Source organism: Streptomyces sp. B15, assembly GCF_018070605.1.
Classification (GTDB): domain Bacteria; phylum Actinomycetota; class Actinomycetes; order Streptomycetales; family Streptomycetaceae; genus Streptomyces; species Streptomyces smyrnaeus.
This window is the reverse complement of sequence record NZ_JAGPXJ010000034.1, coordinates 55127-68718: the sequence shown is the minus strand read 5'-3', so window position 1 is coordinate 68718 and position 13592 is coordinate 55127. Positions and strand designations below refer to the sequence as shown.

Annotated in this window: 7 protein-coding genes and 1 CRISPR repeat array (1 of these 8 cut by a window edge); of the genes, 2 read left to right on the top strand and 5 right to left on the bottom strand. The window is 67.9% G+C overall.

The window, feature by feature from the left end; translation table 11 throughout:
• Positions 1-72: 72 nt before the first annotated feature.
• On the bottom strand, positions 73-828 hold the full coding sequence (locus KBY19_RS17535; protein WP_307843538.1) for a transposase family protein: 756 nt from the start codon (positions 826-828) through the stop codon (positions 73-75).
• A gap of 213 nt (positions 829-1041) precedes the next feature.
• Positions 1042-2061, bottom strand: coding sequence for a transposase family protein (locus KBY19_RS17530; RefSeq protein ID WP_307843537.1), 1020 nt, complete (start codon positions 2059-2061; stop codon positions 1042-1044).
• Between the two features lie 1920 nt (positions 2062-3981).
• Here KBY19_RS17530 and KBY19_RS17525 point away from each other — a divergent pair.
• Both KBY19_RS17525 and KBY19_RS17520 read left to right on the top strand, forming a co-directional pair.
• Positions 3982-4215 carry a DUF397 domain-containing protein gene (locus KBY19_RS17525; protein WP_210966130.1) on the top strand — a complete coding sequence of 78 codons (234 nt, stop codon included), beginning with the start codon at positions 3982-3984 and terminating at the stop codon, positions 4213-4215.
• A gap of 89 nt (positions 4216-4304) precedes the next feature.
• Positions 4305-5219 carry a helix-turn-helix transcriptional regulator gene (locus KBY19_RS17520; RefSeq protein WP_210966129.1) on the top strand — a complete coding sequence of 305 codons (915 nt, stop codon included), beginning with the start codon at positions 4305-4307 and terminating at the stop codon, positions 5217-5219.
• 4 nt (positions 5220-5223) lie between these two features.
• Here KBY19_RS17520 and KBY19_RS17515 read toward each other — a convergent pair whose 3' ends face one another.
• The 3 genes from KBY19_RS17515 to KBY19_RS17505 all read right to left on the bottom strand — a co-directional run bounded on the left by KBY19_RS17515 (position 5224) and on the right by KBY19_RS17505 (position 9062).
• Entirely contained in the window at positions 5224-6051 is an 828-nt protein-coding gene (locus KBY19_RS17515) for an SAM-dependent methyltransferase (protein WP_210966128.1), read from the bottom strand.
• 2178 nt (positions 6052-8229) lie between these two features.
• On the bottom strand, positions 8230-8691 hold the full coding sequence (locus KBY19_RS37785) for a hypothetical protein (RefSeq protein ID WP_368860991.1): 462 nt from the start codon (positions 8689-8691) through the stop codon (positions 8230-8232).
• Entirely contained in the window at positions 8652-9062 is a 411-nt protein-coding gene (locus KBY19_RS17505; protein ID WP_247691095.1) for a transposase family protein, read from the bottom strand. Before KBY19_RS17505 ends, KBY19_RS37785 begins: the two co-directional genes overlap by 40 nt.
• Before the next feature lie 470 nt (positions 9063-9532).
• A CRISPR array of direct repeats spans positions 9533-13592; the repeat unit is 29 nt; unit sequence GGGAACAGCCCCGCAGACGCGGGGACCAC; it runs 1523 nt beyond the window's last position.

The following is a 13592-nucleotide window of genomic DNA, read 5'->3' as shown; positions in this document are numbered from 1 at the left end:
TTACGGGACAACGCTTACGAGCTCGTGCATGGTTGGCGGTGAGGCGTAGAGGATGGCGGCGGGACTCGATGTTCACGTCTGCCGTGCCGACGTCAGGTCCGCGGTCTGCTGATGGGACAGCAGTCCGGCGACGGCTTGGACGGTGTGACTCATGTGCTCGCGGCGACCGAGGTGGCGGGCGAGTGCCCGCCAGTTCTTCAGGTGGGCGATGCCGTGCTCGACCCGGATTCGCCGTGAAGAATGCGCCTTGCGCTGCCGCTCGTACATCTCCTCGTACCAGTCCGGGGTGTTCTTCTTGAACTTGCGATGCGGTGGTGTCACCACCCGTCCGCCCGTCTGCGCACCCAGACCCTGGTAGCCGGCATCAGCGAGGATCTCTACCGCGGGACCACCGTCCAGGAGCTTGACCAGTCCCAACTGGCGGGCGTGGGTGATGTCCGCGCAGCTTCCGGGCCTGGTCGGGCTGCAGAAGAGCATCCGGCCGTCCGCGTCGGTGAGCACCATGGTCTTGACAGCGTTCTGCTTGCTCTTGCCGGAGATGAACTTGTCCCGGTCCTCGCGTCCAGCGGCCGGCCGCCGGACGCGGATCTCGGTGCCGTCGACGATCCCGGTCCTCCCGCTGGCACCGAGATGATCGACAACCTCGGCCAGAGTCCGCAGCCGAAGGCCAGGGCTCACAGTGCAGCCTCGCTCGGCGAGCAGCGGTCGTACCTCGCCGATGGCACGGGTGATGGTGGAGCGGTCCACGTCGAACCAGCAGGCCAGCACGTCGTGCGTGGCCCCGTGGCGGAGATGAACGAGCGTGACCAGGAGCCGGTCGACGAACACCAGCCGATGCTTTGCACCGGCACCCAGGGCGCGCTTCCGCGGCCTGGACGCAAGCCTGGCCTGGTGCCTCTCATGCCACAACGGGCCCAACTCGGCCACGAGTTCAGCGATCATGTCAGCCGAAAGGCCCGTGATCCTCCGGTCGCTGATGATCGCTGCACGAGACGCGTTCCCCACCACACAACCATGATCAACGATCAGGAACCCGACGCCTCACCGCCAACCATGCACGAGCTCGTAACGAGCTCGTGCATGGTTGGCGGTGAGGCGTAGAGGATGGCGGCGGGACTCGATGTTCACGTCTGCCGTGCCGACGTCAGGTCCGCGGTCTGCTGATGGGACAGCAGTCCGGCGACGGCTTGGACGGTGTGACTCATGTGCTCGCGGCGACCGAGGTGGCGGGCGAGTGCCCGCCAGTTCTTCAGGTGGGCGATGCCGTGCTCGACCCGGATTCGCCGTGAAGAATGCGCCTTGTCGCTGCCGCTCGTACATCTCCTCGTACCAGTCCGGGGTGTTCTTCTTGAACTTGCGATGCGGTGGTGTCACCACCCGTCCGCCCGTCTGCGCACCCAGACCCTGGTAGCCGGCATCAGCGAGGATCTCTACCGCGGGACCACCGTCCAGGAGCTTGACCAGTCCCAACTGGCGGGCGTGGGTGATGTCCGCGCAGCTTCCGGGCCTGGTCGGGCTGCAGAAGAGCATCCGGCCGTCCGCGTCGGTGAGCACCATGGTCTTGACAGCGTTCTGCTTGCTCTTGCCGGAGATGAACTTGTCCCGGTCCTCGCGTCCAGCGGCCGGCCGCCGGACGCGGATCTCGGTGCCGTCGACGATCCCGGTCCTCCCGCTGGCACCGAGATGATCGACAACCTCGGCCAGAGTCCGCAGCCGAAGGCCAGGGCTCACAGTGCAGCCTCGCTCGGCGAGCAGCGGTCGTACCTCGCCGATGGCACGGGTGATGGTGGAGCGGTCCACGTCGAACCAGCAGGCCAGCACGTCGTGCGTGGCCCCGTGGCGGAGATGAACGAGCGTGACCAGGAGCCGGTCGACGAACACCAGCCGATGCTTTGCACCGGCACCCAGGGCGCGCTTCCGCGGCCTGGACGCAAGCCTGGCCTGGTGCCTCTCATGCCACAACGGGCCCAACTCGGCCACGAGTTCAGCGATCACGTCAGCCGAAAGGCCCGTGATCCTCCGGTCGCTGATGATCGCTGCACGAGACGCGTTCCCCACCACACAACCATGATCAACGATCAGGAACCCGACGCCTCACCGCCAACCATGCACGAGCTCGTTAGCAGGGACACTCGACGGAACGCCTCCGCGCGGGCGGAGAGCACACGGCACCGACGATGCCCCGGACGGCAAGAAGCGGTCCACCTCCGCGCGGGCGGAGGAGCACGGGTTGGTGTCTGGGCGGAGTAGATCGGCCGCCGGAATTAGCAACGCCTCCGAATGCCAACCGCACGAACGGCCCCTGCCTGTGAGCCCGACTGCCTAAGAATCAGCCGGGCTCGAACAACTGCACGGATGCCCTCCGGGTGCCCGCCCCGGGGGGCCTCTTCGTGTGTCGAGCCCACTACTTGCAACCCCGCACGTGACACTAAAGACTCACACCGCCCCGGGCATCCCGCGAAAGCCGCGCCGACAGCGGTTACACCAGCACCTACCGACGTCCGTAGGTCCGCCGAAGGGTCCAAGATTGGACCCTCACCACGAAGCCCTCGGCCGCTACCGCGGCCGGGGGCTTCTGGTGCTCTCCGCCCGCGCGGAGGTGGTCCGGTGACCGGCAGGCACAGGGAGGCGGACAGAGCGGAAGTGGGTCGATTCGGGGTCAGGAGGTGCAACTCGCCAGCAACGAGCCTGGTTTCCTCTTCCAGCTCGCGCCTGGCTGCTCCGCCCGGCTCCTGGCGCGCACTCGGCACCCACAGGCGGAGAGGAGCGTGACCGCGGGGCCCGGGCGCTGGAGGTAGCTGGGAGGGACGGTGGCGTGCCACGGCCACGGGACCGGGCGGACGTGACCCTTCACCTCTCTCGCGCTCGCCGACTATGCCGTTGCGCCGCCCGTATCCACTTGGTCGCAAATCGTCACGTTGCCGAGGGTCCGCTTGGTCGTCGACCGGCTTGCGAGTCAGTCCGGCCAGCGATTTTACTCAATGGCTTGATCATCACCTTGCTCATTGGCTGCTTCATACGCGCGCAACATGCCACGAACCGTGACTGCAAGGGCTCGGCGGTGTGACACCAAGCGGGTCTTTCGTGCAGACTCGCGCGCCTCATTGCAATTGTCCCTGCTCCGGCGCCCGCCAGACCCAGCGCGCGTTGGTGGCCGTCCACACGGCTGCTATCACCACAACGTTTTCGGCAGGACCAAAGCGGACATGCGCCGGTTGATTGATCAGGTCCCACCCACCGCTCCAACGTTTCTTCCGCGCCCGGAGTTCATCGAGGCCGTGCGGCTGGTCGATCCGTCGAGCGGTTGGGAGGCGCTGCGCGGCGCGCCCGGTGGGTAGTCCGTTGTGGATGCGTGGGCCTACCGGGACAACGCACTGGCTGCCTACCGGGGCCTGGTTGTAGTGGCGGGTCGAGCAGGCCGCCGATGGCAGCTCAGGTACGAACGAGGGGTGGGCGCTGACCTACTGCACAGCGGCTTACCGGGTCGATCCGAGCGCAGCACGCCCGGAGACCACCCTGCCCGCGGGCTACCAACGCCAGCGCACTAACGAGTGAGTACTGCGGCCGGGGCGTAAAACCGGGGCGCGGTTCGATGCCTCAGTCGGAAGAGGACGTCGTTACGGTTCTCATGCCCTGTGCTGTGTTCTTGATCAGCAGCAGGGGTGCGCTGAGTTTGCATAGCGCAGGCTTCATGTGCTTTCGATGCAAAGGTCCTGGGTCCTGCTTGGGCTGACACAGCTCTTCATGACGAGAGCCGGGGGAGGTGCCAGCATTCTCCTGTGGCCTGCTCTGATAGGGAAGTTCGGCGAACTCTCACTCGCACGGGGGATCTACCGTGAGCGCAGAGGGGCCTAGCATTTTTCACTGCTGCCCATCGTGTACTTGCATATGAAAGGCGCGTGCTGGAAGGCGGCGGGCTGTACATCAGGTGAGGGCGCGGGCAGGCGGCGAAGACACGGACGATGGCGGTGGAGGTAGCTCATGAGGTTTGAGAACGGCGTACGGGCGGACTCTGTGGCGGAAGAGGCCGAGTGGAGGAAGAGTCAGCGGAGCGTGGGCGACGGGAACTGTGTGGAGGTGGCGCTCGCCGGTGGGGAGGTGGCGGTGCGGAATTCGCGTGACCCCCAGGGGCCGGCTCTGATCTACACGCCGGCGGAGTTCGCTGCCTTCGCCCAAGGGGTCAAGGACGGAGAGTTCGACGATCTGATCGCCTGATCCTCGGCTGTGTAGGCGGAACGGCGGGCAGGTACGTGGCACATCTGGGAGACTGACACGGCGTGTGTTGGTAGCCACAGGGAGTATGCATGTCCGCCGTCCGTCAGCCGGATCCGCAGTGCCCTGCGTCAGGCGGGTCCGTGGTGCCTATCCAGCGTGGCCACCTTGACGGCCCCGCCCGTCTCTTGGGCAGTGAACTGCGGATGCTCCGAGATTCGCGCGGGTTGCCACAGCGCGCGGCCGCGGAGGCGATCCGTGGATCGGTGGCCAAGGTAAGCCGGCTGGAGCGGGGGGAGACCCCGCCCCGCCGCCGCGATGTGCAAGCTCTCCTGGCCCTCTACGGCGTGCCGGATGAAAAGGCCGCGGAGATCGACGCGCTTTTGCGGCAGGTGCTGGACGAGGCGTGGTACCAGCGGTACCTGGACGTCACCCCTAAGTTTCTGCACCGCCTGATCCGCATGGAAGGGCAGGCACGGGAAATCTCTGTCTTCGAGAACTGCGTCGTCCCCGGCATTCTCCAGACCCCTGACTACGCCCGCGTCTTGATCAAGTCCGCTTACCCGGACGCTGGCACCAGCGATCTCGACCGCATGGTTGGACTGCGCAAGGAGCGGCTGAAACAGCTGCGCTCATGCGAAAAGCTGCAAGCTCTCATCGATGCCGGTGTACTGCTCCGCCCCGTGGGCGGCAACGAGGTCATGAGGGCCCAGATGGAGGCTCTGCTGAGTTTGTCGCGCGAGCCCTTTAACAAGATCAACATTCGCATCGTGCCGTTCGAGAAGACAGCACTTCTTCCCGTCACACACCCCATCGCGCGCCTGCGGTTCACGGACGGTGGGCCTCCTGAGCAGATCTACATCGAGCGCTTGCACAACGCGGAGTACGTCACCGGCAAGGACGAAGTCTTGCGCTATAAGAAGCTGTTCGACCGGATGCGGGAGGCAGCCTTGGCGCGCGAGGACAGCGAAAAGCTCCTGGAGAAAGCGATCCGGGACTACTCGTAGTCGGTCAAGCTTCGGGTACCTGGGCGACTCCGCCCCACTCTTCCCACGCCAGCCGCTGTTGGTCCTGCCCGGCCTGATCAGGATCCGGGCGCCAACCGCGTACGTCGACAATCCCCGGCGGGAGAACGTCCAGACCCGTGAAGTATGCCTCGATCTCTGCACGTGAGCGAACCCGGCCCCATGAGCCTTGCGTCAGCTTGTGCATCAAGTCGGTGACGCGCTGCCGGAACTCCGGATCTCCGCTGGCCAAGTGACTGATCGCGAGGAAATCCCCTGGCTGAAGCCGCTGGACCACCTTTCGCACCACTGCAGCCGGGCCTCTCTCGTCGGGGAAGTCTTTCAGACAGTGCAGGACAGAGATGAACAGGCAAGCAGTGCGTTCACCAGGACGGAAGAGGCGCTTGCGCTCGGCGAAGTCGAAGATCTCGGCTGTGTCGCGCATGTCCATCGACAGGACTGCGGTGTTGTCGTTCTCGTCCAGGCACGTGCGGCCGTGTGCCAAGACCATCGGGTCATTGTCGACGTACACGACACGAACGTCCGGGTTGATGCGCTGTGCGATCTCGTGCACGTTGTTCTGTGTCGGCAACCCGGAGCCATGGTCGATGATCTGAGTGACCCCGTACTCCTCAACCAGCGTGCTGACGACCCGTCCGAGAAACGCTCTGTTGATGCGGGCGAGTGGTGCGCAGTCAGGTGCGATGCGGTCGAGTTCGGCACAGGCTTGCCGGTCGACATCGTAGTTCTCGACCCCGCCCAGGTAGAGGTCATACATCCTGGCCACGCTGGGTGTGGTGGTGTCGATCTCGCTCGGGAGATTCTCCACACTCATCCCTCAGCCTCCCTGTCCCCCGAGGACCGCGCGCCCGCCCCGAGTGTGTTGGAACTCACATCGTAGACAGGTCAGTTGGGAAGTTCCACGCGACGGCGGGGGACCTGGTGCACAGGTGGCCTACAACGCGTTGTTGACGTGTGCCTCGGCGTACGCCCGGCGTACGCCGAGGCACACGTCAACGGGTCAGCTCCGCGGTTGCCTCGTGCGGAGTGCTGCGGCCAGGCAGGGTGAGATCCTGCGCTCGGCGCTGCGCAGGCGGGCGACCAGGAGGTGCTCCGGCACTCCCATGAGCGCGGAGGACTCCGGGACAGGTAGTTGCAGCACGTGGTGCAGCACCAGAGCATCGGCCTGAGTGCGGCCAACGATTCCGTACACTGCCTGCGCCCCCGGGTGGGCCGGACACCTGCAGCACATCCCGGACACCTCCACGCTGAGGAGCTGCCAGGCAAAGGCCGCTGCACTCGGACTGCGCAGCGCTTCCTCCCACCGCTCCCGCAGCCGATCCAGCACGCGCTCGACGGTCGCCTTGGCCGATTCCACGTCATTGGTGCGCACCTGGGCATAGCGCCGATATACCTGGTCATGGCAGCAGATGAAGGCCGCCAGGCCGAGCGCAGCGGCATGTCGCCGGGCACACGCACTCGTCGATACAACGGCAGCGTCGCCCGCTGCTGGCCTGCAGCTGGACGGAGGCCGCCGGTTCACAGCGACTCCTCCTGCCCATCGAGACGGTCGCGCATCAGACGCTCAGTGCGGGCCGGCCCCCAGCGGGCACGCACTGCAGCGGCACTTTGCCCCGCTTCCTGCGCGACGTCCTCCCACGTCGCACCATCCCGCCGAGCGTCCTGGACGGCGGCAGCCGCGTAGCAGCGCGCCTCCAACTCCACTTGCGCAGCGAGCGCCAACCGCCGCCCGAGCGGCTCCTCACGCAGATGGGATTCCGCCAGCCGTATCCCGGCATCACGCACACCGGCGGCAACGCCTCCCCCCTGACGAGGTTCCTTTACTGCAGGTGACCTACGACGCGCTCGCTGAGCGCGTCGGCGACACTGAGGCCGGCAGTAGTCCCGCCGTCGCCCCGGCCCCTCCTGAAGAAAGGACTCACCACAGTGAGCACAAACCCGCGATACCCCTGTCACCGCACTTCTCCTCTCCAAGCTCAGTTCTCTCCGGGGTAAAAAAGAGGGGGTGACGGGCACGCCCGCCACCCCCTGCCTCGGCGCTAGAACAGACGGAGTCGGGTGAAGTGCAGCCTCCTTGCACCCCTGACCACCACGACGACAGGGATCACAAGGACAACTACAACCAGACCACCTGCCACAGGCGGCGACGGCACAGCCGTCACGCACATCGAGATGGTCAACGAGACCTTGCCCGACGCAGGTGCGCACACAGCGAGGAGCAGCGCCACCAGAAGCGGTGACGCAACCCAACGCCCGAAAGACGTTCGTGAGCGCCTGGGATTGGGCATACTGGCCCTGCGGGCGCGCCTCCTGAAGGCCGCGCCGACGCGCTGAATCACAGCGAAATTCCTTTCTTCACGGGGAGGTTTTTGTTGTGGACATGGCGGCCCCGGGGGGCAATCCCGGGGTCGCTGCGCGTGTGCGCCATGCTTCACGAAGAGGTGTAGCCACACATGCACGCAGCGTATCGCCGCCCAAAGACTAGCGTGTTTCCCATCTGCCATGTGCCCACTCGGAAAATCCGCCTTACTGAAAAGGCGGACTGCTCGCTCAGGCTAAGCGAGGCCACCGTGGGGTTTCGGCTCGCTGACCGAACCGCAGCGGATATCGATCGAAGTTGAGAGATCAGAGTCAACTAACGTCAGAGGTGAACGCGGCAATGGGGCCAGGGCAACGCATCTACCTAGTCATCTCAGGCCAAGGCTCTGAAACCGGACGTCGCTTGCGGGTCCATCCGTAGAAGCGGAATATGCACGTCCTCTCTAGTGCCGTTCCCCATGCCGCGCAAAAATAGCAAATTCTCTACAGCGAATCTCGAAGGTCTGGCCCGTCCGAGCGGAACGCAGCGACGCACGTCGCGTGAACCTGGCGCCGCCTCCTGCGCCTCTTCGGGCGTAAATCAGTCTGGGAACGCTTCAGGTCAAGAGGCAAGGCTTCACAAGAGCGCAAATGGTGCTACTGCGCCCGGCAGGTCCAGCTCCGACCTCTGGACCTAACGAGCTCGTGCATGGTTGGCGGAGAAGCGTTGAGGACGGCGGCGGGACTCGAGGTTCACGTCTCCCGGCTCGGCGGCAGGGCCGCCGGTCTGCTGATGGGGCAGCAGCCCGGCTATGGCCTGGACAGTCTGATTCGTGTGCTCGCGACGACCGAACTGGCGGGCGAATGCCCGCCAGTCCTTCAGATGGGCGATGCCGTGCTCGAGCCGAATACGTCGTGAAGAATGCGCCTTGCGCTGCCGCTCGTACGTCTCCTCGTACCAGTCCGGGGTGTTCCTCTTGGACTTGCGATGCGGTGTCACCACCTGTCCGCGCGTCTGGGCACCCGACCTTGGTAGACGGCATCGGCGAGGCTCTCTACCGCGGGACCGTCGTCCAGGAGCTTGGCCAGCCCCAACGCGCGGGCACGGGCCGATGTCTACGCAGCTTCCGAGCTTGGTCGGGTTGCAGAACAGCATCCGGCCGTCCTTGTCGGTGACCACCATCGTCTTGGCCGCATTCTGCTTGCTCTGCCGGAGGTGAATGTGTCCCGGTTCTTGCGCCCGGCGGCTGCCCGCCGAGCCCGGATCTCGGTGCCGTCGACGATCCCAGACTTCCCGCCGGCCCCCGGATGGCCGACGACCTCGGCCAAAGTCCGCAGCCGAAGGCCATGGCTCACGGTGCATCCTTGCTCGGCGAGCAACGGTCGTACCTCACCGATGGTGCGGGTGACGGCGGAGCCACCCACGTTGAACCAACAGGCCAGCACGTCGTGCGTGGCCCCGTGGCGGAGATGAACGAGGGTGGCCAGGAGCCGGTCAGCGAGCAAGCCGATGCTTGGCGCCAGCATCAAGGGCGCGCTTCCGCGCCCTGCCTGCAGCGGCATCTCGGGGTCATGTTCCGCGGCTGGACGAGCTCACCCGTTGCGGCGGCGTGCGCGCGGCGGCATGCAGCGGGCGGCGGCTCCGTGTGAGTCTCAATTCCTCGTAGCCGCAGGTTCGAGTCCTCGGCAGGGCACACGGCAGATGGGAAACGCTCGGACCCCCGCGGGGGCGGCGCAATTGCCGTGATTGAGGCAACGTACGGGATCTCGTGACGCCGGGCGCCAAGCCGGGTGGCGAAGCCGCTGGCTACGAGTCCTGGCTGGAGCGTGACCAAGGGCATGCGGCTGGACTTCGATCCGGTGGCGCTGGGACCTCGTCCCAGCCGCTCTGACCGCTCTGGTCGGCGGCGGCCGGGCTAGCCCAGGAGCCCGCCGCGCGCTGGGGAGGTCCTCACCGTCATTGGTGGGGGATGCCCAGCTTGTGTCGCTGGTCATTGGGGAACAGCCCCGCATGCGCGGGGACCACCGCGAAGAGCGAGCCGCCTTGCGGGTCCCACAGGGAACAGCCCGGCATGCGCGGGGACCACAAGTCCACCACGGTCACCGCCGGCGCCATCTGGGGAACAGCCCCCGCATGCGCGGGGGCCATGGCGAGACTCGGCCTTGAAGGACAGCCGCGAAGGGAACAGCCCCGCATGCACGGGGACCACTACCGGCTGTCCGGCCACCGCGACGCAGAGCGGGGAAAAGCCCCGCAGGCGCGGGGACCACTCAACGGTCTGGCACGACGGGATCAAACCCGTGGGAACAGCCCCGCAGACGCGGGGACCACCGCCGGATGCTGCTGGCCCACCCGGTGCCCGTGGGAACAGCCCCGCAGACGCGGGGACCACACCGGACTGGCCATCACCGGGATCCCGGCACTGGGAACAGCCCCGCAGACGCGGGGACCACGAGGTTCTCACCCTGCTGGCGGCGGCAGCGGCGGGAACAGCCCCGCAGACGCGGGGACCACCGAAGCGGGGGAGTCGGGCAGCGCCTGCGGCCGGGAACAGCCCCGCAGAAGCGGGGACCACCTGATCAGCCAACCCGCCCTGGACCTGGAGACGGGAACAGCCCCGCAGACGCGGGGACCACTCCGGCGCCATCGCGGGGCTGGCCCTCCTCGCGGGAACAGCCCCGCAGACGCGGGGACCACGTGGTCTCGTCGTGGCGGTCGATCTCGGGCCGGGGAACAGCCCCGCAGACGCGGGGACCACCTCGGGCAGGTCAATGCGCACCCGCACCGGCCGGGAACAGCCCCGCAGACGCGGGGACCACCAGGTCCTGCTCGTCGGGCCGGTATCCGTCTGGGGAACAGCCCCGCAGACGCGGGGACCACCAGCGCGAGCACGGTCACCACCCCCGCGCCGCGGGAACAGCCCCGCAGACGCGGGGACCACCAGGCTGCACGCTCGTTGGCGGCCGCAAGGTCGGGAACAGCCCCGCAGACGCGGGGACCACGCGACGTCCTTGTCGGAGCAGACGGAGCTGTTGGGAACAGCCCCGCAGACGCGGGGACCACCAGCGGAGGCGCCATGTGCCTCGCCGAAGCCATGGAACAGCCCCGCAGACGCGGGGACCACAACCCGTACTCCTCGCACACGACCTGAAGGGCGGGAACAGCCCCGCAGACGCGGGGACCACTTGCCCTGCGTCGCGGTGCCCAGCGCCACCGAGGGAACAGCCCCGCAGACGCGGGGACCACCTCGATCGTCTGCGCTCGATGCTCACCGACCGGGGAACAGCCCCGCAGACGCGGGGACCACGAGTCGCGGGCCGCGTGGATCACCGAGACGGAGGGAACAGCCCCGCAGACGCGGGGACCACCCGATCACCGTCGTGCGCATCCCCGACCCCGAGGGAACAGCCCCGCAGACGCGGGGACCACTCGAGGCACATCATTGCCCCGTTTACGACGAGGGGAACAGCCCCGCAGACGCGGGGACCACAGGGTGACGATGCGGCCTTGGGCGCCGTTGCGGGGAACAGCCCCGCAGACGCGGGGACCACTCGGCTCTCACCATCGTGACGGCCGGACTGTTGGGAACAGCCCCGCAGACGCGGGGACCACTCGGGGATCGGGGCGCCCAGCCCGGCCTCCCGGGGAACAGCCCCGCAGACGCGGGGACCACGACGGCGACCGGCTTCCCACGGGCTGGGGCTGGGGAACAGCCCCGCAGACGCGGGGACCACGGCCTCGGGGTCGACCAGGTCGGCGATCCAGTGGGAACAGCCCCGCAGACGCGGGGACCACTCGGCTACGACCGGATGTTCGCCGGGCAGACGGGGAACAGCCCCGCAGACGCGGGGACCACCCGCGGGAGATTTCGGCGACTTCCTGCGCCCGGGGAACAGCCCCGCAGACGCGGGGACCACTGGCCCGCCGGCCCTGACAGGCAGGTGTGGACGGGAACAGCCCCGCAGACGCGGGGACCACACGCTGCGCGATGTGCTCGGCCGCCTGAGCGAGGGAACAGCCCCGCAGACGCGGGGACCACCCGTCATCGGCTGGGGCGAAGGTCATCTGCTGGGGAACAGCCCCGCAGACGCGGGGACCACCGCACCCACAGCACGCGTCTGCCGCGCACCAAGGGAACAGCCCCGCAGACGCGGGGACCACCCCTCCGCGAGTCCGTCGAGGATGCGACGCACGGGAACAGCCCCGCAGACGCGGGGACCACCTGTCATGAAACCCCCTGAGGGATCAGGCCGGGGGAACAGCCCCGCAGACGCGGGGACCACCGTTGCGGGCCGCTTGCCGCTCGTACGCGGCCAGGGAACAGCCCCGCAGACGCGGGGACCACTGCAGGTGTGCCCAGTGCCGCCAGTGCCCGGCGGGAACAGCCCCGCAGACGCGGGGACCACCTGCGCCGCCTCCTCGACGAGACGGCCGCCCAGGGAACAGCCCCGCAGACGCGGGGACCACAGCTGATGGAACGGCTCGATCCCGCCTACTGGGGGAACAGCCCCGCAGACGCGGGGACCACATGCGCTGGCGGACTGCGGGGTCCTCGGGAGGGGGAACAGCCCCGCAGACGCGGGGACCACCTTCGCATCTCGTAACGCGCCGAGGACAGCCCGGGAACAGCCCCGCAGACGCGGGGACCACCGGGTCATGCCACGGCCCTTTCCGCGAGGGGCAGGGAACAGCCCCGCAGACGCGGGGACCACGAACTGACGGGACTGACGACCAACACCGTGATGGGAACAGCCCCGCAGACGCGGGGACCACGGCACGTCCGGCACCCGAAACTCCGCAACCTCGGGAACAGCCCCGCAGACGCGGGGACCACGCCCGGTAGGTGGTTGCTGTTGTGGTCACTCTGGGAACAGCCCCGCAGACGCGGGGACCACGGCACGTCCGGCACCCGAAACTCCGCAACCTCGGGAACAGCCCCGCAGACGCGGGGACCACGCCCGGTAGGTGGTTGCTGTTGTGGTCACTCTGGGAACAGCCCCGCAGACGCGGGGACCACCGGCTCGTCCTCGTTCTGGCCGGTGCCGTCCAGGGAACAGCCCCGCAGACGCGGGGACCACGCCCCAGGGCTGCCGGTAGCAGCCCGGGCCGGGGGAACAGCCCCGCAGACGCGGGGACCACCGGGGCGGCCGGCTCCGGGGCTCCGGTGCGTGGGGAACAGCCCCGCAGACGCGGGGACCACATACCGAAGAGGTTCTTCAACGGCTGGAGTTTGGGAACAGCCCCGCAGACGCGGGGACCACGATGCGGAGGCCCTGGAGGAGTGGGAGGACTGGGGAACAGCCCCGCAGACGCGGGGACCACTACGAACTGTCGCAGAACGCGCTGGGCGCCCCGGGAACAGCCCCGCAGACGCGGGGACCACTGACGGGATGATGACCATGATTCGGCCGACGGGGGAACAGCCCCGCAGACGCGGGGACCACCGTGTGCTGCTGGGGAAGCAGTTTGCGGTGCAGGGAACAGCCCCGCAGACGCGGGGACCACCTCACAGTCGAGGGCACCCCGGCGCGGGTGTCGGGAACAGCCCCGCAGACGCGGGGACCACGACCTGCAGTACGACGTGGTCGCGAAGGGCGCGGGAACAGCCCCGCAGACGCGGGGACCACCTAGGAAGGCACGCTAAAACCTACGCGCGCAGGGGAACAGCCCCGCAGACGCGGGGACCACTCCCAGTCCGTCCAGGCGCGGACGTCGGTGACGGGAACAGCCCCGCAGACGCGGGGACCACTCGGGAGACGCTGCCCCAGTCGCCATTGGGCAGGGAACAGCCCCGCAGACGCGGGGACCACAACGCTGCGTGCGAGTTGTGGCCAACGCCTCCGGGAACAGCCCCGCAGACGCGGGGACCACGACCTCGACCCCGACATGGACGCCATCGGCCGGGGAACAGCCCCGCAGACGCGGGGACCACAGCGTGAAGCCGTACATCTCGGCGGCGGTCCCGGGAACAGCCCCGCAGACGCGGGGACCACCCTCCTTCGGACGTCCGCCAGAGCGGAGAGCTGGGAACAGCCCCGCAGACGCGGGGACCACCT

Coding starts and splice junctions, on each gene's coding strand:
- KBY19_RS17525 (WP_210966130.1), top strand. CDS start 3,982: ATGAGGTTTGAGAACGGCGTACGGGCGGACTCTGTGGCGGAAGAGGCC.
- KBY19_RS17520 (WP_210966129.1), top strand. CDS start 4,305: ATGTCCGCCGTCCGTCAGCCGGATCCGCAGTGCCCTGCGTCAGGCGGG.
- KBY19_RS17515 (WP_210966128.1), bottom strand. CDS start 6,051: ATGAGTGTGGAGAATCTCCCGAGCGAGATCGACACCACCACACCCAGC.
- KBY19_RS37785 (WP_368860991.1), bottom strand. CDS start 8,691: ATGCTGTTCTGCAACCCGACCAAGCTCGGAAGCTGCGTAGACATCGGC.
- KBY19_RS17505 (WP_247691095.1), bottom strand. CDS start 9,062: ATGCTGGCGCCAAGCATCGGCTTGCTCGCTGACCGGCTCCTGGCCACC.